At 53.1% G+C, this 19,276-nt stretch carries 22 protein-coding genes; 12 read left to right on the top strand and 10 right to left on the bottom strand.

The window, feature by feature from the left end:
• Positions 1–215 precede the first annotated feature (215 nt).
• Positions 216–791, bottom strand: coding sequence for a Maf family protein (locus VLA04_06320; GenBank protein ID HSI21268.1), 576 nt, complete (start codon positions 789–791; stop codon positions 216–218).
• 118 nt (positions 792–909) lie between these two features.
• Between VLA04_06320 and VLA04_06315 the strand changes: the two genes are divergently transcribed.
• The gene (locus tag VLA04_06315; protein HSI21267.1) at positions 910–1,239 is read left to right on the top strand and encodes an ASCH domain-containing protein; all 330 of its coding nucleotides are present in this window, start codon (positions 910–912) and stop codon (positions 1,237–1,239) included.
• 4 nt (positions 1,240–1,243) lie between these two features.
• The gene (purD, locus tag VLA04_06310) at positions 1,244–2,527 is read left to right on the top strand and encodes a phosphoribosylamine--glycine ligase (GenBank protein ID HSI21266.1); all 1,284 of its coding nucleotides are present in this window, start codon (positions 1,244–1,246) and stop codon (positions 2,525–2,527) included.
• 41 nt (positions 2,528–2,568) lie between these two features.
• Here purD and VLA04_06305 read toward each other — a convergent pair whose 3' ends face one another.
• The 4 genes from VLA04_06305 to VLA04_06290 are packed head-to-tail and all read right to left on the bottom strand — an operon-like array spanning position 2,569 to position 5,439.
• On the bottom strand, positions 2,569–2,886 hold the full coding sequence (locus tag VLA04_06305; GenBank protein HSI21265.1) for a DUF1360 domain-containing protein: 318 nt from the start codon (positions 2,884–2,886) through the stop codon (positions 2,569–2,571).
• Positions 2,873–3,100 (bottom strand): hypothetical protein, encoded by a 228-nt coding sequence (locus VLA04_06300; GenBank protein ID HSI21264.1) that lies wholly within the window; start codon positions 3,098–3,100, stop codon positions 2,873–2,875. Before VLA04_06300 ends, VLA04_06305 begins: the two co-directional genes overlap by 14 nt.
• 11 nt (positions 3,101–3,111) lie before the next feature.
• Positions 3,112–5,154: an AAA family ATPase gene (locus tag VLA04_06295; GenBank protein HSI21263.1), complete on the bottom strand. Its 2,043-nt coding sequence runs from the start codon at positions 5,152–5,154 to the stop codon at positions 3,112–3,114.
• A gap of 33 nt (positions 5,155–5,187) precedes the next feature.
• Positions 5,188–5,439, bottom strand: coding sequence for a hypothetical protein (locus VLA04_06290; protein HSI21262.1), 252 nt, complete (start codon positions 5,437–5,439; stop codon positions 5,188–5,190).
• 165 nt (positions 5,440–5,604) lie between these two features.
• On the opposite strand from VLA04_06290, the gene VLA04_06285 reads away from it, so the two are divergent.
• The gene (locus VLA04_06285; protein HSI21261.1) at positions 5,605–6,087 is read left to right on the top strand and encodes a pyridoxamine 5'-phosphate oxidase family protein; all 483 of its coding nucleotides are present in this window, start codon (positions 5,605–5,607) and stop codon (positions 6,085–6,087) included.
• A 9-nt stretch (positions 6,088–6,096) separates the two neighbouring features.
• Positions 6,097–7,584 carry a fused MFS/spermidine synthase gene (locus VLA04_06280; GenBank protein ID HSI21260.1) on the top strand — a complete coding sequence of 496 codons (1,488 nt, stop codon included), beginning with the start codon at positions 6,097–6,099 and terminating at the stop codon, positions 7,582–7,584.
• A 16-nt stretch (positions 7,585–7,600) separates the two neighbouring features.
• Here the strand turns inward: VLA04_06280 and VLA04_06275 are convergent, their stop codons facing one another.
• Positions 7,601–8,179 carry a hypothetical protein gene (locus tag VLA04_06275; protein HSI21259.1) on the bottom strand — a complete coding sequence of 193 codons (579 nt, stop codon included), beginning with the start codon at positions 8,177–8,179 and terminating at the stop codon, positions 7,601–7,603.
• Positions 8,180–8,315: 136 nt separating this feature from the next.
• Here VLA04_06275 and VLA04_06270 point away from each other — a divergent pair, with 136 nt between their 5' ends.
• Positions 8,316–9,137: a hypothetical protein gene (locus VLA04_06270; protein ID HSI21258.1), complete on the top strand. Its 822-nt coding sequence runs from the start codon at positions 8,316–8,318 to the stop codon at positions 9,135–9,137.
• A 93-nt stretch (positions 9,138–9,230) separates the two neighbouring features.
• Here the strand turns inward: VLA04_06270 and VLA04_06265 are convergent, their stop codons facing one another.
• Positions 9,231–9,722 carry a CYTH domain-containing protein gene (locus tag VLA04_06265; GenBank protein ID HSI21257.1) on the bottom strand — a complete coding sequence of 164 codons (492 nt, stop codon included), beginning with the start codon at positions 9,720–9,722 and terminating at the stop codon, positions 9,231–9,233.
• 11 nt (positions 9,723–9,733) lie between these two features.
• Positions 9,734–10,792, bottom strand: coding sequence for an AAA family ATPase (locus VLA04_06260; GenBank protein HSI21256.1), 1,059 nt, complete (start codon positions 10,790–10,792; stop codon positions 9,734–9,736).
• Between the two features lie 157 nt (positions 10,793–10,949).
• Between VLA04_06260 and VLA04_06255 the strand changes: the two genes are divergently transcribed.
• Both VLA04_06255 and VLA04_06250 read left to right on the top strand, forming a co-directional pair.
• Positions 10,950–11,471 (top strand): hypothetical protein, encoded by a 522-nt coding sequence (locus VLA04_06255; protein ID HSI21255.1) that lies wholly within the window; start codon positions 10,950–10,952, stop codon positions 11,469–11,471.
• The gene (locus VLA04_06250; GenBank protein ID HSI21254.1) at positions 11,471–11,854 is read left to right on the top strand and encodes a DUF1801 domain-containing protein; all 384 of its coding nucleotides are present in this window, start codon (positions 11,471–11,473) and stop codon (positions 11,852–11,854) included. Before VLA04_06255 ends, VLA04_06250 begins: the two co-directional genes overlap by 1 nt.
• Before the next feature lie 51 nt (positions 11,855–11,905).
• Here the strand turns inward: VLA04_06250 and VLA04_06245 are convergent, their stop codons facing one another.
• Together VLA04_06245 and VLA04_06240 are read right to left on the bottom strand one after the other, a co-directional pair.
• Positions 11,906–12,625, bottom strand: coding sequence for a prepilin-type N-terminal cleavage/methylation domain-containing protein (locus tag VLA04_06245; protein ID HSI21253.1), 720 nt, complete (start codon positions 12,623–12,625; stop codon positions 11,906–11,908).
• A 66-nt stretch (positions 12,626–12,691) separates the two neighbouring features.
• Entirely contained in the window at positions 12,692–13,192 is a 501-nt protein-coding gene (locus VLA04_06240; GenBank protein HSI21252.1) for a hypothetical protein, read from the bottom strand.
• Positions 13,193–13,281: 89 nt separating this feature from the next.
• Between VLA04_06240 and VLA04_06235 the strand changes: the two genes are divergently transcribed.
• The 5 genes from VLA04_06235 (at position 13,282) to VLA04_06215 (ending at position 19,186) form a co-directional block, all read left to right on the top strand.
• Positions 13,282–14,367 carry a hypothetical protein gene (locus VLA04_06235; GenBank protein ID HSI21251.1) on the top strand — a complete coding sequence of 362 codons (1,086 nt, stop codon included), beginning with the start codon at positions 13,282–13,284 and terminating at the stop codon, positions 14,365–14,367.
• A gap of 131 nt (positions 14,368–14,498) precedes the next feature.
• Positions 14,499–15,209 carry an HAD family hydrolase gene (locus VLA04_06230; GenBank protein ID HSI21250.1) on the top strand — a complete coding sequence of 237 codons (711 nt, stop codon included), beginning with the start codon at positions 14,499–14,501 and terminating at the stop codon, positions 15,207–15,209.
• 5 nt (positions 15,210–15,214) lie between these two features.
• A complete protein-coding gene (locus VLA04_06225; GenBank protein HSI21249.1) occupies positions 15,215–16,867 on the top strand; it encodes a phosphoribosyltransferase family protein in 1,653 nt (550 codons plus the stop codon).
• The gene (locus VLA04_06220) at positions 16,864–17,745 is read left to right on the top strand and encodes a phosphoribosyltransferase family protein (GenBank protein HSI21248.1); all 882 of its coding nucleotides are present in this window, start codon (positions 16,864–16,866) and stop codon (positions 17,743–17,745) included. The genes VLA04_06225 and VLA04_06220 overlap by 4 nt, the downstream gene beginning before the upstream one ends.
• A 199-nt stretch (positions 17,746–17,944) precedes the next feature.
• A complete protein-coding gene (locus VLA04_06215; protein HSI21247.1) occupies positions 17,945–19,186 on the top strand; it encodes a hypothetical protein in 1,242 nt (413 codons plus the stop codon).
• The last annotated feature ends 90 nt before the right edge of the window (positions 19,187–19,276 follow it).

Here is a 19,276-nt window from a genome sequence, read left to right as displayed (position 1 = left end):
AAAAAGAGGAGTACGAGAATGGTTGCGGGCACAAACAATATGCGGGTAAAAGCACTACTTTTCATGGGATGGCAGGAGTTACTATTTGTAGTTATACCCTACGCCACTCTGGAGGATATGGCCAGAAGTGCTAAGGGGCTTTATTTAATCGGCTTCCCAGCCGTTTGGGAATAAAAAAGTGCCAACGAATATATTCATTGGCACTTGAGGTTTGATCAGCTCACCTCTTCCATCAACCGCAAAGTCAGCTCCTTGGGCAAGCCCATGGTGCTGTCGATTGTTCCCTCAATGCGCTCGACATATTGGGCAAAGACGGGGTTTTCGACTTGTACCGCACCCGCGCAGTCCATGATCTCGCTGTGCACGATAAGGTGGTCTATGACCTCCGGCGGAAAGTCCCGCATGTAGACGCGGGTGATATCTGTCCCGCTTGCCTGTTTGCCCGTGGCTACGTTCACCACCACGAGGCTGGTGACGCATTCCGTAGGGGCGGAGCTGGAATTGCGGAGGAACTCCCGTGCTTCGTCAGGTGAAACGGGCTTTTCCCGGATCACACCCTTGTTGCAGAGGACTTGGTCTGCCGCAATGACAATTGCGTCCCCGGTGACTTTTTCACGGAGCGCCAGGGCTTTTGCTTGCGCAATCGCCATGGTGAGCTCTGTCGGATCGGCAAACCTAATTGCCTTCTCGTCGATGTCCGGTGGAACTATTTCGAATGTGTAGCCCATCTCGGTCAAGACCCGCTGGCGGAACTTTGAAGATGAACCCAATACGATCCGTCTGTCTTTCAAACTGCACATGTTGGCTACCATAGCAGATAACTGCGTATTTGTCACGCCCCTTTTAATGGGTTGACTCTTTTTCTTCTGCTAAAGTGACAGTAGAAATCATACCCAGTTAGGTAGCATTGTGTACAAAACCCTAAAGTTCCAGCCACACCTTGCAGAGCAAGTCCGCCAGGGTACGAAAGTCTGTACTTGGCGTCTTTTTGATGACAAAAATTTGCAGGCTGGCGATCTCATTGAACTGTACGAAAATGGCAGTGATGTTCCTTTTGCGAAGGCGACAATCACCCGCCAAGTAGAAAAGCCGCTAGGAAAGTTAGAGGAAGAAGATTGGGAAGGCCATGAGCGGTTTGCAAATGACAAGGAGATGTACGCCACGTACCGCGCCTACTATGGCCCACGAGTGGGTCCAAAGACGATTGTGAAGATCCTTTGGTTTGACCTACTTTCTTAAACATATGAAGAAGAAAGTGCTCGTCGTAGGTGGGGGTGGCAGGGAGCATACGTTGGTGTGGAAGCTGGCACAGTCCCCGCGAGTGGGTAAAATCTTTATCGCTCCCGGCAACCCTGGAACTAGCCAGTGGGGTGAAAATGTTGATATCGCCACGAGCAATATTCCTGCCCTGGTAGCATTTGCCCGCAAGGAAAAAGTTGACCTAACGGTGGTTGGTCCCGATGACCCGCTTGCGGCGGGCATCGTGGACATTTTTCAAAAGGAAAAGTTGCTTGTCTTTGGTCCCTCGCAGCGGGCAGCACAAGTAGAGTGGTCCAAAGCGTTCAGTAAGCAGTTTATGGAGAAATACAAACTTCCTACTGCTGAGTTCCAAACTTTTACGGATTACGAACAGGCCTTGGAATATATCCACCAGAAAGCAGTGCCAATTGTCATTAAGGCAAGCGGGTTGGCGCTCGGGAAAGGTGTGTTCATCTGCCACACCAAAACCGAGGCACAAAATGCCTTGAAGGATCTGCTTGTCCAAAAAACGCTCGGCGAGGCGGGAGCCCAGGTTGTGATTGAGGAGTACTTGGATGGGCCTGAGATATCCGCACATATCGTGAGCGACGGGGACCATCATATTGTTTTTCCCTTTGCACAAGACCACAAGAGAATTGGCGACGGAAACACGGGTCCAAATACGGGCGGCATGGGTAGTTATGCGCCGTTGAGTTGGGTTTCGAAAGGTGAGTCCCACCTCATTTCAAAGGAAGTGATTGAGCCAACCATGCGGGCCCTGAGGGAAGAAATTGGCTGCTTTCAAGGCTGTCTTTTTCCAGGCCTGATGATGATAGCCAGCGGGCCAAAGCTGTTGGAGTTTAATGCCCGTTTTGGTGACCCTGAAACGCAATCGTACATGCGCCTTTTGGAGAGTGACCTGTATGAGATGTTGGAGGGTGCGGCAAAGGGTGCCTTGGCGGATGTGACACCCATATGGAGTGAGCAGCATGCGGTTTGTGTCGTCCTGACAAGTGCAGGGTACCCGGGTGTTTATGAGAAAGGAAAGGTCATATCCGGCCTTGAAGGGGCGGAAAAGATCCCAGGGGTTGTGGTATTCCATGCAGGTACCGCAGTCTCTGGTGGTGCTTTGGTTACCAGTGGCGGGCGTGTCCTAGGCGTGAGTGCCGTTGCGGGTACGCTGCAGGAAGCGGTGGATAAGGCGTATCAAGCGGTGGGAAAGATTCATTTTGATGGCATGTATTATCGGCGCGATATTGCGTACCAGGGGTTGGCTTCTAAATCTTAGATATTAAAAAAGCCCGTCGCGATGTGCGACGGGCAAGGTGCTTAACTCGAGGGGGCTGGTCCGAATGCTCGGAGAATCAGTCCCGCCGAAAAAGCGGAAATCGCTACGACCACCATGGTCGAAACGAGTAAGTCGAGAAGGTAGATGTTGGACTGAACCGGTCGCGGCTGATAGATCAGCACGAGGACCAGTGCAAGCCAGTGGCTTAGGCAGTACGGACAAGTGATTAGCTCGCCCCACCAACTACTCCACTTAGCCACCTTTTCCCGGAAGGGGATAAAGACCTTGCCTTTGGATACCGTTACGGCAAGTGCCGAGACGGCCAGGGCGAGGTAGAGAATGGCGCTAAAAGCCGCCATAATCATTTTCCCCCAGGCATCCACAGTTTGGATCGTACACTTTGGGGAGCTGAGTCTGGTTGAGGGTCTTAGCATACGCCAAGGCCGCATCAATCTCGCTCAGGCTTCCCGCAGTGTCAACGTTTTCCTGTTCCTCTGGCAGGTTGCCGAGGTCCAGGCCGCCTCCCCCATTTCCGGGGGCAGTGGGTTTTTTGCGTAGCTTGTCGAAGATCATTCGGTTTCCTCCTAAGCGGCACCGACGCGTACGCGCTGGATGCCTTGCAGGCGGCCTTTCACGTCCTCCAGAATCTCTTCCAGGGGTTCGCTGTGGTCGAGGTCCAGGTTTTGCAAGAATACATCATTGATTGCGTCGATGACATCCTGCCTAACCAGCCCTCCTTGTGTACCTCTTTCTATGTCGCGATGCATGGCCTTTGAGGTGGCCTGGTCGACGATTCCGGCAATCATGCCGCCGTTACAGAGGTTGCCCAAGGTAAACGGCAGGCACTCGTCCGTGAGGTTGATGCGGTAGAGAATGCGGTTCGTTGAGAACAGCTCCTTACTTCCAAGCTCCGCGAGCTCGCAGTGGTTGTGTCCCGCTGCGAGTGGTATCCCACGAAGGTGGATATTGAAGATCTCCACGGCGCTCATCTCGTCAGGGCGCGTAATGCGCACCTTCCGGTCAATTCGCCCGTCTCGCACAACGGCGGGATCAAGCGTATCGGGCCGGTTTGTGGCAATGAGAACGATGGCACTGGTCTCGTCGAGACCGTCCATCTCAGCCAAGAAAGCGGGCACAATTGTGCGCTCGATGTCTGAACTGATCCCACTGCCGCGCCTACCCAGAATGGCATCACCTTCATCGATGAAGATGACGGCGGGGTAGCCATGCTGCTCCTTGTGCTTGCGTGCACGTTGGAAGATCTGACGAATGGTCGCTTCAGCCACACCGACGTACTTGTCCAGGATTTCCGGACCTTTTACGTAGATGAAACCAGAGTCTGCAGAGTCAGCTCCATGGAGGCTGGCGATCGCGTTAACGGTTGCCTTGGCCAACATGGTCTTGCCGCAGCCCGGAGGGCCGTACAGGAGGACGCCCTTGACGGGCTTCTTCTTGTAAAAGCTGTAGATAGCCGGGTTCTGGTAAGGAAGCTCGATGATCTCTTTCATGTGCTTTTTGGCAGCGAAGAGACCGCCGATGTCGTCCCAAGCAACCGTTTGCACGGGCGCATGGAACCTTTCCTTTCCATCGGGCAACTTGCGAATCACCACCGACCCGCTTGGGTCGACGATAATGCGGTCGCCCTTTTCGAGTGAAGTGCTTAGAGCGCCCGAAGAGACGATACGGACAGAGCCGCCCATCTCCACTTCGATGGTGGAGTGATCCACCACCTCGCGCACAGAAGCAAGTTCGCCGGCCGGTTGGTAATCGGCCAGTGCGACTATCTGCATAGTTTCAGCCGCTACCTTGACGGTGTCGCCCTCTTTAATGTGGTAGAGGGCAGGTACCAGGACCTCGACCGTCTTGCCTTCCAAAGCAATGACTGCAGTGGTGATAAGCCGGCTCTCAGGAGCCGCCTGAAGGGGACGGCGGTGGTACACAAACGCGAATGGGGTGCTTACGCAGGTTTTAACCAGGAGGTAGTTAAAGGCAACCTCACTAATGACCCCGAAGCGAACACTCAGGTTCTTTTCGTAGTAGTTGTAAGGAACCTCACTTTCCCGCGTACCAAAGCAGTGCGGGGTATGGAGTTTGACCTTCATACCAGGGCGCGGCACGGTATCTTGAGGGAGCGGGTTCCTTTGGTCGTCAATCAGGATGACCGGTTTAAAGGCGGGAGGTAAGACGTAGAGGGAGTGTTTCCGCTTCGATCCGTGATCAAAAACAGTTACATAGCCGTCTTCGTTTACAGCCGACATCACCTCCATCGTAGTGGTAGTTGGGTTTTCCCTGTCGTCCAGGTAAACCACCTTGCTTCCTAGGGGGAAGTCCTTTGCCTCAACGCTCCCCGCTTTGCGGTTAACCTTAAGGACAGTGGCATACAGGAGGGCTGGCTTGGTGAGTCTTGCCAGCAGCTCTTCCTGTTCTGCAATGGTCGACCGCGCACCCATGAGGGCGTCGCGGAGTGGTACAAGTTCCCGAGGGAGAGACCCGCGAATGCGAGTTATTTCCAGCTGTCCTCGCGTCTCGGCAAGGTTGCGATCCAGTGTTCGGATGCGCCCTTCCATGCCTTGGACATACTGTTCCGTTTCGAGTACGAAAGATTTTATCTCTGCTTCACTTTGCATTTCTTTTTGACCTTTGACCTGGTTTTCACATTCTTAGCCCACTGGTTGTAGTTGAACATCGACAGCCCGTAGGTCGGGTTGTCCAGAGGTGTCATCTACTGATCCAATGAGGAAGTTAACGTTTAAACCTTTTGACAGTGCGATGTTATCGCGAATGGAGGCTACGGTTAGCTTGGCGCCGTTCTGGGGACTTGTTTCATCCTTTACACGGACTTTCCAAACTGGGGGTTTGCCGGAGTGTGTGGTGTAGCCAATCACAAAGCCGGTGTGACGTTGTTGGTCCACTGGACCTCCCTTAGCTCTCTTTTCGATTTGTTAATGAGCGCTGGCACTTTAGCATAAAAATGGATGATTGTCAATCTGGTAAGTGCAAATAAAACGTATCGTTTTGGTCATGCCGGGAAAATTTTGTTCTAGGTGGATTCCTCATTCCGCTATACTCAGTAAGTCATGGCTGCTTTTCAGGGGAACAATCCGGAATCGGTTATCAATTTTATCCGCACCAACCTGCCTCGACACAAGCAGTTTGCCTTGTCGACCGTTGATGGGTCGGGCAACCCCTGGACAGTATGTTTAAACCTGAGTTTTGATGACGAGCTGAACATTATTTGGAAATCCCGCAAGGATACAGAGCACTCGCAGCATATTCTTCTCCACCCTCAGGTTGCGGTGTGTGTATTCAGCGAAGAAGAGGGTGTGGGTGATTTTGGCTTCTACGCCAAAGCCTTGGCACATGAGGTGACAGACCTGGTGGAAATAGAAAAGTGCATCGCTATCCGGTACCTGCAAAAAGGAAAGCCAGCTCCTGCTATGACCGACTTTCTCGGTGATTCCCCAGACCGCTTGTACATGGCCTGCCTTACGGAGGCGTGGGTGAACGATGACAGTCATGTTAAGACACCTGTTGCCTTACCCATTCTCCAAGGGCGTTAACCCTCCATAATGACCACGGCATACGCTTTTCAACTCCGCCTCGCTTCCTTCCTGGGCGGCTTCACCGTCATGGCTGTGGAGCTGGTGGGCGCGCGCGTGCTGGCCCCCTACCTTGGCACCACCATTACAGTTTGGTCAGCGCTTATTGGGATCGTGCTGGCTTTTCTCAGTGTCGGATACTACGCGGGAGGAAAACTGGCTGACCGGTTCTCATCAGTGCGCCAGCTGGCCGGGCTCTATTGCGTTGCTGGCTTGGCCATCGCCCTCATTCCGTATTCGGCAGGAAAAATGCTCCCGATACTCCAGGAATCTGGCCTGTCACTTTCCTGGCAAAGCCTTTTTGCCGCCACGCTCTTCTTTGGCATCCCCAGCCTTACCCTTGGCGCGACAAGCCCTTACATTACCCGCCTCGCGTTGAATACCGTGAAAGATTCCGGCTCTACGATGGGGACGTTCTCCGCACTTTCTACCGTCGGAAGTATTGTTGGCACGTTGCTTACTGGCCTAGTGCTCATCCAGTACTTTGGCACGCACAATATTTTGCTTGGCCTTGCCTCGCTGTCCCTCTGTATTGCCGCCTTGGTTTACCCTCATAAAAAGGCTGGAGTTGCTGTAATTCTGGGCCTGTTGGTGATTGTGACCCAGGGCAGGTACATGCAGGCAGTGCACGCACGGAATGTGTCCAATGGGTTTGTTGATACCGACACAGCCTATAGCCGGGTTTGGGTATATCCGGAAATGAATTGGGATGGACGAGAAATACGGGTGATGCGAATTGGCAATGAGTACAGTTCTGCGGAGTACACGGACAATGGCGGAGGTTTGGTTTTTGATTACATTAAAGCTTACCAACTGGACAGCTATTTTTTTCCTGACCCGCAGAACATTTTAGTCATTGGGGGCGCGGCGTATACCTACCCGAAGGAGCTCCTTAAGCGTTTTCCAAATGCACAAGTAGATGTAGTGGAAATTGACCCCGGTGTAACTAAGCTTGCGCAAGAGCATTTTAACCTGGTGCCAGACCCGCGGCTCACGATTATTCATGAGGATGGCCGCACCTTTCTCAATAAGAATGAGAAAAAGTACGACCTTATTTTTGGCGATGCGTTCCGGTCCGTACAGATCCCTTTTCAACTTGTGACCCAAGAAGCATTTGCGCGGATTGCCGCTGCGCTTACTGAGGATGGGGTGATGATTATGAACGTCATTGGCGGCCTTACAGGGGATACTTCGCACATCACTCAGTCCATTGTCCAAACGGCGCAGGTGTCCTTGCCGGAAGGGGCCCTTTTCCAGGTGTATGAGGGGATTGATTCGGCGTCACTGCAAAATGTCATTTTTGTGGCCAGCAAAAGCCCGCTTCAAGATGATGCTGCGGGCGCTGACGAACTACAGAGAAAGTACCTTTCGCTACGTTGGAACAAGGGCTGGGACGGAGAGTTGCCAATTCTTACTGACCAGTTTGCCCCCGTGGAGAGGTATGCTCGGTCGCGGTAGGCTCTAGTTACAGAACCTACTTTTCAACCTGTAGGTCTTTACTCTTGCATCGTTCAGCAAGGGCATTAAGCCTGCCTCTCGCTTCGTCATCGGCGAGGAGCGTTTCCAGGTCAATAATGGAAACCGTGCCCCTGCCGTGTTCATCCTCAGTGGGTGAGACATTGCTTCCGAAAATGCGCACTAAGAAATCGTGCATTTTTTGATTGGTGGCATTGCCAAGGAGTGTGTCGGGGCGTTGGAGGTCCCAGTCTTCCCAATCGTCAAAATTCTCAACCCAATTAAGGAAAGTGTTGAAAGCGTAGGAGAAGATGAGAACATTCCTGAACTCCCTGTCTTCCCGGTTGCCCCAGTCTCCTTCGGGAATAAAATCCGAAGTCCATTTTTGTGATCCATCTTCATTTTTTCTTGCAAGAACTCCCAACCCAGTATTGCCAACCTTAACCGTTACGATAGTGCGGTTTAGGCGGGCAACCTTGACCCTGTCAGAAAGCGGTTCAGTTTCCCGCTCAAAAGAAGGGGTGTTTGTTTCCTCGAAAAGAGGCCTCTCGTTTTGAGGGGGCGCCGGTTCAGGGTATGTAGGTCTTTCTTGCAGCATGTCGTGTTCTCTTAATCGTCATTGTACAGAAAAGAAGCGAAAGCAGGTCAAAAATGGTCTTTATCAGGTCAATCTCATTGACAATTGAGGGAAAATATGATATAAATCAGCCACTCACGATAGTACTGGAGGATGAGTGTTAGGAATTTCAGTCGAACTTAAAAACAGGAAAGCAGACCTTCTCGAGCTTTTGAAAAAGGCAGATGCGTTGGACCAGACGATCAAAGAGAACGCGGAGTTCGCAGAAACCCTCTGGGAACAGATGGGATTCCGCGAGCGCTACCTCTGGGGTTGGTTCTGGGGTGACAGGGACCTCGTCCTTCGTCGCCGCGACCTTATCCGGACAACGGATGGCCTGCAGGAAAGCGCAGAGACGCTGCGCGAGAAGATCGCCGGTCTCCGGAACGAGATCGACATTGACATTGTCACTGAGCTCCACCAATCCAATCCTGGGTTTAGGGTGGCGCGAGACCACATGGTTGCTACAGGCCTCCTTGAGGAGGCGGCCATTCGGTGCCGTGAGGCGCTCGAAGAGGCTATGAACGACATCAGTAGCGCGCAGTCCATGGAAACCTACGACCTCGTGTCGACTAACAACGTCGCTTCGATCCTGTCGAGCTCCGCTAACAGCGAAGCCCAGTACTCGATTAGCGAGGCCGAGGAAGCGCTGCGGGAGTTTGACCTCGCGCTCAAGAAATACGACCAGACCGAAACCGGCCTGCGTGGTATGAGCGAGGGGATTGACGACTTCCCGGACCTTATCCTGGATCTGGTCCTCGACCTCCCGTTCGACTTCATGAGCTGGTCAACACTTTCGCAGCTTTCCAACTGCGAAGATGAACTGGAAGAGATCTGGAGAAGCCTTCAGCCCTTCTGGTCCAGGGTCACCGAGACAGCACATAAGGCGAGGCAGGAGTATGGCCGCTTCATCCAAGAGGCGTTCAACAGCATCCCTTAAGGATCCCAAAGGCCCCCGAGCAACCGCTCGGGGGTTTTATTATTAAGAAAAAACCGGCCATGGGGCCGGTTTTGAAGTTGAGCTGTGCCGAGGTTAGTTGGCAGGCCATCCATTCGTGAGCAGGTTGCTGTTCAGGTAGTGTTCGTCGCCCGTTACCTCTATGGCGCCTGCATCCACCATCCATTGGGGTGGTGTCCACGCCGCAGACGCTTCCTCTGACGGGAACTCCCGCTCGACGGAAATCTTACCCTCGAGTGTGGGATGGTCGCCCGAGTAGACGTCCAGTTCGCAGTGACCGTCGCCATCGGGGATGGCATAGCGGAACTTGCGCACCGCGCCGTTGGTGCTTTCGACGAGCAGGTCGAAGATTTCCGGGTGCTCGTCCATGTTGATGTTGGCTTCGTACCGGACTGACGTACCGGAACTTTTAAAGGTCAGGACCTTCTTGCCACCTTCGTCACGGACCCGCATGGCCAGCTGGCCATTTGGGATAGGGACGTAGCCTTGAATCATGGAGACGCCGTTCTCGAAGGTAATTGCCGGCAATGCCGGAAGGATGAATTTTCGCTCGATTTCCTTTGCCATATGTTTTCCGTTTAACGGGCCAGGGCCCGGTTGCTGAATTCCGGGTTGCACGTCACTTCCTCAGCACCCGCGTCAACCATCCATTGGGGGAGCTCAAAGCGCCCAGCTTCCATCTCGTCCTTGAACTGGAATTCGGCAACAACAAGGTCGCCAAACAGTGCAGGGTCAAAGACATCCACCTCGGCCACGTACTTCCCGCTGGGAACAAAGTGACGCTGCTTCAGTATCCTTCGCCCTTCCGTTTCCGGCCAGAGCGTGTTGAATACGGTTTCTGGCATGGTGCGCTCCCAGCGGCTGCGGGTCATGCCAGGCACGCCCTTTACCGCCATGAGGCATCGGAACCCCATGCGCCTGATGCGCAGTTCCGCCCCTTCCATATCCGTTATGTAGCCTTGTTCAACTCTTACGTTGCGGCCAGTTTCCAGATTTGGGAGTGCTGAGAGGTCCTTAAGCCGCCATTTCCGCTCAACTTTAACGTCGAGGATCTGGCTAAGTAGGTTGTGGACCTGGCTCTTAACGGACTCAATGCCGTCCTTGCCGCTGATGAAGATCCAATTGGGGTGTCCCTTATAGACTTCGCGCAACGCCATCTCGCGCTCAATTGCTTGGTCCAGCGTTTCGTAGCGGGCGGGGTTGCTCGCTTTGAGAGAGTCCCAAAGGGCTGGGTTGGCGGTGGCCACCGATTCAAGGTGGATAACGCCGTCATAGCGCTTATGAGCCTCTGCAGGTACGAGGCCTGTCAGCTCTTCATATTGGGCTACGCCTCCTGGCACATATGCAGCACCCGAGAGGACGCCGCGGTCGCAGAGAAGCAGTCTGGCTGAACCTCCATCAAGCTTTAGCCTCCAGACATCTTCCATGTTGGTTTGCATGGGAACGACAATCTTTTGCAGGAAGTGCAACCATTCAGGGGTGAACTCCATGTCGCGGCCAACTTTGGGATAGCCGTTTTCCAGGATAATGGTGGCTGCTTCCGGCACGACAATGACGTCGGGCCACTCTTCGATAATAGCGTTAGTGATCGTTGTTTTGCCGGCGCAGGGGCCGCCTTCCAAGGCGTATATTGGCATACCGAACCTCCAGGTTGGAAAAGAACATTTCCTAGCCCAAAACTAACAGATATTGACTCTAGGAGCAAATAAACAGAACCAGTCCATGTGTGGCGTAACATTGCGGGTAAAAGCCGCTCCTGCAATACTTAAGCCACATTACCTTTAGCGTACCCATATGCAGCGGGATATCCTTATCCAGGAATACAAAGCAGTGAGGGGAGAGGTGGCTGACCGGGCCAAAATGCTTCACGGCATGCTTACCAATGCGGCATTCATGCAGTTTATTGCGGCAGTGCTCTATTTCACATTCCTCGGCGGAATGGACAGCATTGTAACTGTCTATTTCCTTCTCACGCTGCCAGTAGTCTTTGCGGTTCTCTGCTTTAACTACCAAGCCAACCAAATGACCTTGGAGCAGTTGGCGCACCACAGCAATAACATCCGCCAACGGTTGACGGACAAAGATGATGACCGTGCCAGCTGGGACGAGCAGTACGGCCGCTTTAAGAAGAAGTACCAGCTCACCAGCTTCCTTAAAGTTCTTCCTCTTCTCCTTCCGTTCCTGATCCCGTACATCCTTCTCCTACAGAACGGTGGGTTCTTTGATGATGCTTCTGCCAATCGCCTCGTGGTCATTGATACACTCATTTTTGCGCTTGTCATTTTCAACTTCCGGTACAAGTGGCACCGGGACTAGTGAAAAAATACCCTACGGTTCCAGATTTCCTAGCTGACCTTAAAGAGGGGAGTCGGGAAGAAGTTGATGCGCTCAGGGAGATTATTCTCAGTGTCCATCCTGGCCTTGTGGAGCACATTAAATGGAATTCACCGAGTTATGTATTCAAGGGTGAGGACCGTATTACGTTTAATGTGCGTAGCACGGGTCCTATCCGGCTCATCCTCCACTTTGGCGCCACCCTTAAGGAGGATAAAAATGCGGACCCTGTCCTACCTGATAATTCGGGCTTGCTGGAATGGAGCTCCAACATCCGCGCGCTCATTTCCTTTGCAGATATAGGCGATATTCGCGCCAAAGAAGGGATCCTTAAGGATATACTCCGGCGCTGGCTGGAACTGTGACATTCTTGTGATGCATGAAAAGGCCTCAGCGTGTGCTGAGGCCTTGTAAGTCTAGGGCTGGCGGGGATCGAACGCCCCATCCCACACTCCTTCATTTGGTTTCTGGTACCACACCCGGCCCCAGGTAGCGTACTGGGCATGCCCGTCTACATTGGCGTAGTTGGCGCCTTCGGTGTGCCGCCTAATGGCTAGTTCCGTCGTCTCTTTCTTGGCAGAGTCCCAGGTCATGCCGTTCATGAACCCGTTGAACATGGGGTTGGGAGGCGTCTCCTGTATCCAGTTGAACGGGGCAAAGTGGTCACGGGTGATATCCTTGGCGCTTTCGGCCAGGTAAATCACGCTTGCTGGGCTCCCTACCGAAGTGTAGGAGGGATACGGGCCGTCACCGGAAAGCCAGGCATTGCTGAAGTAGGAAGAGCGGCGCAGGCCGTCCTTGCCAAACCCGGGGCTGGCCAAGGGCGTTTTCCAGTTTGCACTGTCGTCCGACGGGCACATTAAGATGCTCTTGCTCTTGATGTACGGCTGGGTTGTTCCCGTCCAGCTACTGCTGTCTGTGGGGAAGTTCTTCAAGGGGAAGTAGTCGTCGGCGTCTTGCGCATAGAGCATGAAACCAATTCCTACTTGCCGTGCGTTGGAAAGGCAGCTTGTCTTCTTGGCTGCTGCTTTTGCCTGGGCAAAAACGGGGAACAGGATGGCGGCCAGGATGGCAATAATCGCGATGACAACGAGTAGTTCGATGAGCGTAAACGCCCAAGATGTGCGGTGCTTCAAGTATCAACTCCCGGACAAAGTCCTCAGTTGTTATACCTCAAAAACACTCCTCAGTCCAGGTTAAGGCTAGATTTTTCTCCCGTCATACGCCCAGTGAAGCAGTGCCTGGCGCTGCCGTGGCCGACAACGCAAATCACCCGGCCTACACGCTTTCTTTATTGCGCCAATATGGCGCCGTATGGCTTTCCAGCGCTTAATTTGCCGCTGGTCTTCTTCCGGGATGCGACGCCCTAAGTAGTACCTGCAGTACCATTGGAACCAGCCACGCGGGTCCTCTGGGTAGATCCAGCCCTTAGCCTGCCAGACCGAGAGAGGCTGGCTAGCATCAACTTTAAAGAAGTTGAAGTCGGGGTCCGCTACCTCTGAAATTTTTGAGCCACTGAACCATTCAGGGGGATATTCTTCTATGTGGCCATCAAAGTAATTGCCGCTGAACACGCCCAAACTAAGCATTTCAGCTGGGGTGAGTTCAGGAAGAAAATGGGCGTCAAAACCTTCTCCCGCCGGAGCGCTGAGGATGTACGTGTATCCAGGTTGTAACGGGTCCCATGAGGTGAGTTTTTCCATGTAGGCCTAGCATACACTTCTTTGTGGGAATCTGGGCGGGGTGTACCATGGTTGCATACGTGAAAACACGAACAGTAACTTGTCGCAGTATGGTTGCACAAACATCTCGCCGGGGTATCTCGGCACTCATAATGGGGCTCTCCCTCCTCGTGATAGGGGCACCGGTTGTCCAGGCTGGTTCTGGAAACGGGAGCGCAAGTACGGATTGGGCGCTGCCAACTAATCATGACCAGGGGATTGCCTTGAGTGCGGGAACGATGGAGACCTTCAATGGGCGCATGTTCCACTCGGTACATGGCACAGACAACGGCATTTACACCCGAAGCATTGGCATTAATGCCGGCGGTACGGGCTGGTCCATGTGGCATAACTCCGGGACATCGGCAGGCGAAGTGTCCATGGCGGTGTTTGAAAGCAAGCTATACCAGGCCGTACGTGGCACAGACAACGGAGTGTACATCCGTACCCTGGACACTTCAGGTGTAACAAGCGAATGGGCAAAGAGCACCGGCACTATCGGCGGAGATTTAGTAATGGATGTCTTCAGCGGCCGCCTCTTCCAATCTGTTGTAGGTACTGATAATGGGATCTACACCCGTTCTACAGATGATGGCGAGACGTGGACTACTTGGGAGTACTCCGGCCTTACTTCTGGTGAGATTAGCTTCCAGGTGTTTGACGGCGTGTTGTACCAAGTAGTGAAAGGTACGGACAACGGTGTTTACATGCGGACAACTTCCAATGGGACGACATGGGGAACATGGGAGAAGTCTGCTGGTACCATTGCAGGCAAGGTAACTATGATTGCCATCGACACCACCACCCTTGTGCAGTCGGTACGGGGTACTGATAACGGCATCTACACCCGTTCCACTACCGATGGGACAACGTGGACTACTTGGACATACGCCGGCCTTATGACTGGTAATAGCACCTTTGCCGTATACAACGACAAGCTCTGGCAGATTGTCCGTGGTACCGATAACCACATGTACGTCCGTTCCAGCGATACCAGCACGCCTGACACTTGGGCAACCTGGTGGGATGCATCCAGCGGCCTCTACGCAGACGTTGCAGTAGAAACCTTTGAAACGGACGCTATGGATGAAGTGCTCTGGTATGTGGGCAAAGATGTGAGCGGTTACATCCTTCCAAACTACCTGACGAACGCGTAAGGTTTGCGGGAAACAATAGGGACCCTACTTATGGGGTCCCTATTTTTGTATACTGATAGCCCTTAGCGTATTGACAAAAGGCGGATTATCCGCTATACAGGAGAATCTTATTTCAAGGAGGAAACAATTACATGAGCCAGTCACGTTTTCAGAACATTCAACTTGCCAGTTTCGATGTCTGGAAAACATTGATCAAAAGCAACCCAGAATTTAAGCCTCGTCGCGAGGCTCTGTTCATGGAAGCCTTTGGTATTGCCCCAGACCAGGCACAGGAATTTTCTATCGTTGCGCGTAACATCGACGTTGCGTGTGATGAGGAGACCGACCGGACAGGTATCCAATTCGGACCTGCCGACCGTCTTCGCAAAATAGCTGAAGCCATGGGCTGCTCTGTCTCAGAGGAAGCCATTGAGGACGCCGCGCAAGCGGCCCAGACCCTCTTCGTTGAGCTTCTTCCTCTTTGGAATGAGCCTGAGTTACTTAATTCCCTCCTCCGCATCAAGGAGAAGGGCATCCGGCTGGCGATTGTCAGCAACACCGGCTTCCTTGATGGCGTAAACATGCGCCTGGCTTTTGAGACCATGGGGCTTATGCCGCATATCTCAACTGCTATCTTCTCAAACGAAGTTGGCGTAGCCAAACCTGACCCAGCCATCTTCCGCGCCTTGGTTGACCAAAGTGGTGTGCATCCTGCGAATATTCTCCATATTGGGGATAACCCGCTTGCAGACTACGGCGGTGCCACTAGGGCTGGCCTTCAAGCCGTCCTCCTTACGGAAGGCGCTGTGGATGGAATGGAGACAACTCCTTCTATCCAGGCTTTAGCCGAGGAAATCGCCTAAATCATATGGCCTACTTCTCCCTTTATTCGCTGAGTGAGGCAACTCACTCAGCGGAACTCGACCTCAACCAGTTCAGTCAGTTCAAACATGGTTCCGGTGCTGCTGCGCAGCGCTTTGGCCGTGCAATGTCTGCTTACCTGGCTGAATCCGCCCCGGTAGTTTTTGAACCGGAAGTGGTTTTAATTGCCTCTTGCTACAAGTACGCACCTGTTGCTGCCCAGGCATTGGCTGATGAAACCATGCTTTCTTTAAATGAGCTCCGTATTACCAAGGGTTTGCCCGCTATTAAGCGTGGCCGCATTTACCGTGGCGAAGTCTTTGAAATAGACTATTCCGCACTCAGTGATGCCGACCGCAAGGCGCTTCTTGCAAACGACGCCCTCCTTGTTGATGTTGAACTTATGAAAGGAAAGCACGTCATTGTTATTGACGACGTGCGTATTACCGGTGGTCACGAGCGCAAAATTGACCCGGTTCTTGCAGAAATTGGCGCTGCCTCTGTTACCTACGTGTACCTGGCCGCATTCAATGAAATGCCCCAGTCCGCGACTATTGAGCGTGAACTTAACCATGCCACGGTCAAAACGCCTGCTAATGTCTTTGCATTGGCCTCCCAGCCTGATTTCCGCCTAAACTCACGCGTGGTCAAGTTCCTTCTTGGTGCAAGTACGGCCGAGGAGCTTATCCAGAACCTGGCCCCTGACGCCTTGCTCGATTTCTACAAGGCAGCCTTAGGAAATGGCTATGCCCTCATGCCACGTTTTCATGAAACGCTAAAGGCGCTCCGGGTACATCTTTATGATGTATTGAACCCGGACGTTGCCGAGGCTACTCAGGTTTACCTGCCAAATGTAACCAGTCTCTACGATATTACCGGCGAAGCCGCGGAAGCTCCTTTTGCCTCCCTCTATAGCCAGTATAAGTATGGCTCGGTTGAGGCTGCCAAGAAGCTTGGCATTGCCCTTGGTGCAGCCCTCTGGAACCAAGACGAACACCTTAAGGCAGAATCCGTTACGGTTATGGCTCCAGCCACCGGAAATGTGCCAATTGGCGCTACCTTACTCGTTGACTGGGCATCGTTCTACATTAACGACCGCCGTTTTGCTCTGGAAGTTGGCCCAGTGACCATTTCCAAGCTTACCCGGAGCATTATTCCTGCTGGCGACTACGGCACCTTGAGTGCTGAGGAGCGTGCCAGCATTATGACCCAGGCCACTGTATCCGAGATCACGGAGCACATTGCAGGTGAGCACGTCATTATTATTGATGACCTTTGGGTGACTGGCGTATCTGCGCAGACAACCATTGACCAGCTGACCCAGGCTGGATGCGCCTCCTACCGCTACGCCGTAGTGGCTGTGATCAACCAGCAAGATGCTGCAAATGACCCAGCGCTTGAAGCGCGGCTTAACCATGTGGCCGTAAGTACGGTGCACGACCTGGTTGGCCTGTACGCCCAAACTGCCTATGTGGTGAACCAACGGGTTTGCAAGTTTCTCCTGAGCGCAAAAAACACATCTCAGATCTTGGAACTCCTTGAGCCTGAGAACGATGTGCTGCGTCAAAAAGTAGTCGCTGCCTGTATCGAGGACAACCTCCATCAGTCCCCAGAGTATACTGCTTCATTTGCTGTGCTCTCTGGAAAGGGTTCGGCATGAGCGTAATCCGTAAAAACACCCTCTATTCCCTGGGTGTAAAAACCAACGGTGACCTGCGTTCCCGTGGGAACAAGCCGTTCAATCCTGCCCGCTACAGCCGTTTTAAGTATGGCGACAGCCGGGTGTCCTTGGAATTTGCTCGGGAAATTGCCACCTTGTTGGTGGCAGACCCTACGGTCAAGCGCCGCTTACTGAGTGGCAAGGCCGTTATTACCTCCTCTGCATATAAGGTGGTTCCTACTGCTGCCCATTCCGTTGCTGCCGCCCTTTACACTCTCTTGCTCCGCCAAGGGTACCCTGTCCAGCATGCGTTCATCTACCGCTCAAACCTGAGCGAAGGTGACTACGCGAAGAAGTCCTTAGAAGAGCGCCAGCAGCTCATGGCCAACAATGGTCTTATCCTTAAAGAGGAGGACTTTGCCGATCATCATGTAATTGTGATTGATGACATTCGGATTACCGGTTCACATGAACGGGCAGTTGAGTCACTTTTCAGTACCATTGCCGTCAAATCCCTGCACTTTTTGTATGCAGTAGAGATGAAGCCGGTAGACGCCTTGGCAGACCCAACCATTGAAGACCGCATCAACCACTATTGGATGAAATCGCCAAAGCAGCTCCTTAGCCTCATGAAGAGGCCGGCTTTTGTGCTGAACGCCCGGACATGCAAATACATTTTGGCACTTCCTGCACCAGAGCTTACAGTTCTGCTTGCGGGGCTGGATGACAGCCGCCTTGCCGAGCTCCACGCCGGTATTAAAGGTGACGAATACCATAAAATGGACTGCTACCGCGCCAGCTACAGAGTGCTCCTCAAGGAGGTTTCTGAGCGGAAAATGAGTACGTACGCACCCGCAGCCGTACTTGCCGCTGCGTAACGTTAAGAGGTGATGGTGTCTTTACAAGCTCCTAGAGCCATTACCTCTTGACAAACTCCAGGTTAGATGGTACAGTTCCTGACGATTGTGTAATGACCTCATTTGTCCCTCTAATTCAGCCCTCGAAAATTTCGGTTTTCCAGGCCTGAAAGAGAAGCACAACTGTGCGACGCTCTTTGACAATGCGAAGGTAAATAAAATGCCAGAACCCACGAGAATAGGCGGGCCCACACGAATTGGGCAGCCACCTACGTCAGTCGGGACCTCGTCACCTGTCCCTCAAAGAGCGGACAGTGCGCAGGCTTCCCTCGTTCTTCCTGCCAGCTTCCCGGTCAAACTTGAACCGGAGCAAATGGCCACGGTGCAGCAGAGGCTCTCCACGGTCTCACTCGCAACAATCTCCCAACGGGAAATTGCCATGCTTGAGACGGATCCGGAGAAGAACCTCGGCCGCGTCCTGGACAGTTTCCTGACCAAAATCGATATCTTCGACAATCCTCAGCTCTTCAAGCTCTTCCAACAGTTGGGCGAGAAGGTGAATGAGCAAGACTTGCCGGCACTCGCCGAAAAGATTGCTTCGGATAAGCCGACGGGTATGGACAGGGTCAAGATGGCCCTCATGAGTAGCAAGGCGCGTCAAGCGTACATTGCGGAAATGTGGGAGAAGCTACGCGGCATCGCAAGTGGCAAGTCCCAAAACCTGGTCGAATTTGTGAAACAGCTGGAGCGTCAGCTTCAAACTGAGCAGCAAAAGCTCGACCGGGAAATCACGGCCCTCGAGGACCTGAAGGCTCAATACCAACAGAGCTTCCGCGAGTTCGTCGTGTCAGTTGCATTCATGCAGCTATTTGTGGAACAGGCCAAGATGTACGTCGAGTACGAAGAGCGCGCTGCAGATCTCACCAACCCGATCGAAAACGACCGGATCCGAGACCTGAAAGACAAGCTCCAAGCCCTTGAAAGCAGGGCAATCGCTCTCGAAGGAACCTTGACCCGCCTTCCTGCGGATCAGCTGGTGATTCGGCAGTTGCAAAACGCCGGCATCCAGACACTGCAGGAGACCACCACGACGGCCACCCAACGGTTTAACAGCATCAAAATGACGCTCGTTACCCTGAACTCGACGTTGATCGCCAAAAGCGTTCAGCAGCTTGCTCAACAGGGAGCGGAACTCGATGCGAACCTTCTTAAGGTGCGCGGCACCCTCATGCAGGGCGTCGTCACTACGGCCGCAAATGCCCCTGGCGATAACCGCCTGGAGCAGGCCCGGCAGATTGAGCAAATCGTCGCCGACACCAAGGCAATGCAGCAAATCGTCGAAGACGCGCGCACCACAAATGCGCAAAAATTCGGCCAGGCGCGGCAGAGCCTCGAAAAGTCACGCGAAGAGCTCCTCATGCTCGGACAAAGTGTTCAACCCAACTCGGCGCTTCGGCGTTGAGTCAACTCGTTAGGTTACGGTATGCCCGCGTGTGGGCACCAAAAATCACGCAAGGATTCAGAAAAACAAAATGCCTCTAGAACTTGATCT

The sequence above is a fragment of the Verrucomicrobiia bacterium genome (genome assembly GCA_035460805.1).
Lineage (GTDB): Bacteria > Patescibacteriota > UBA1384 > CAILIB01 > CAILIB01 > DATHWI01.
The sequence above is the reverse complement of the archived record's forward strand: the minus strand, read 5'-3'. Positions and strand labels throughout refer to the sequence as shown.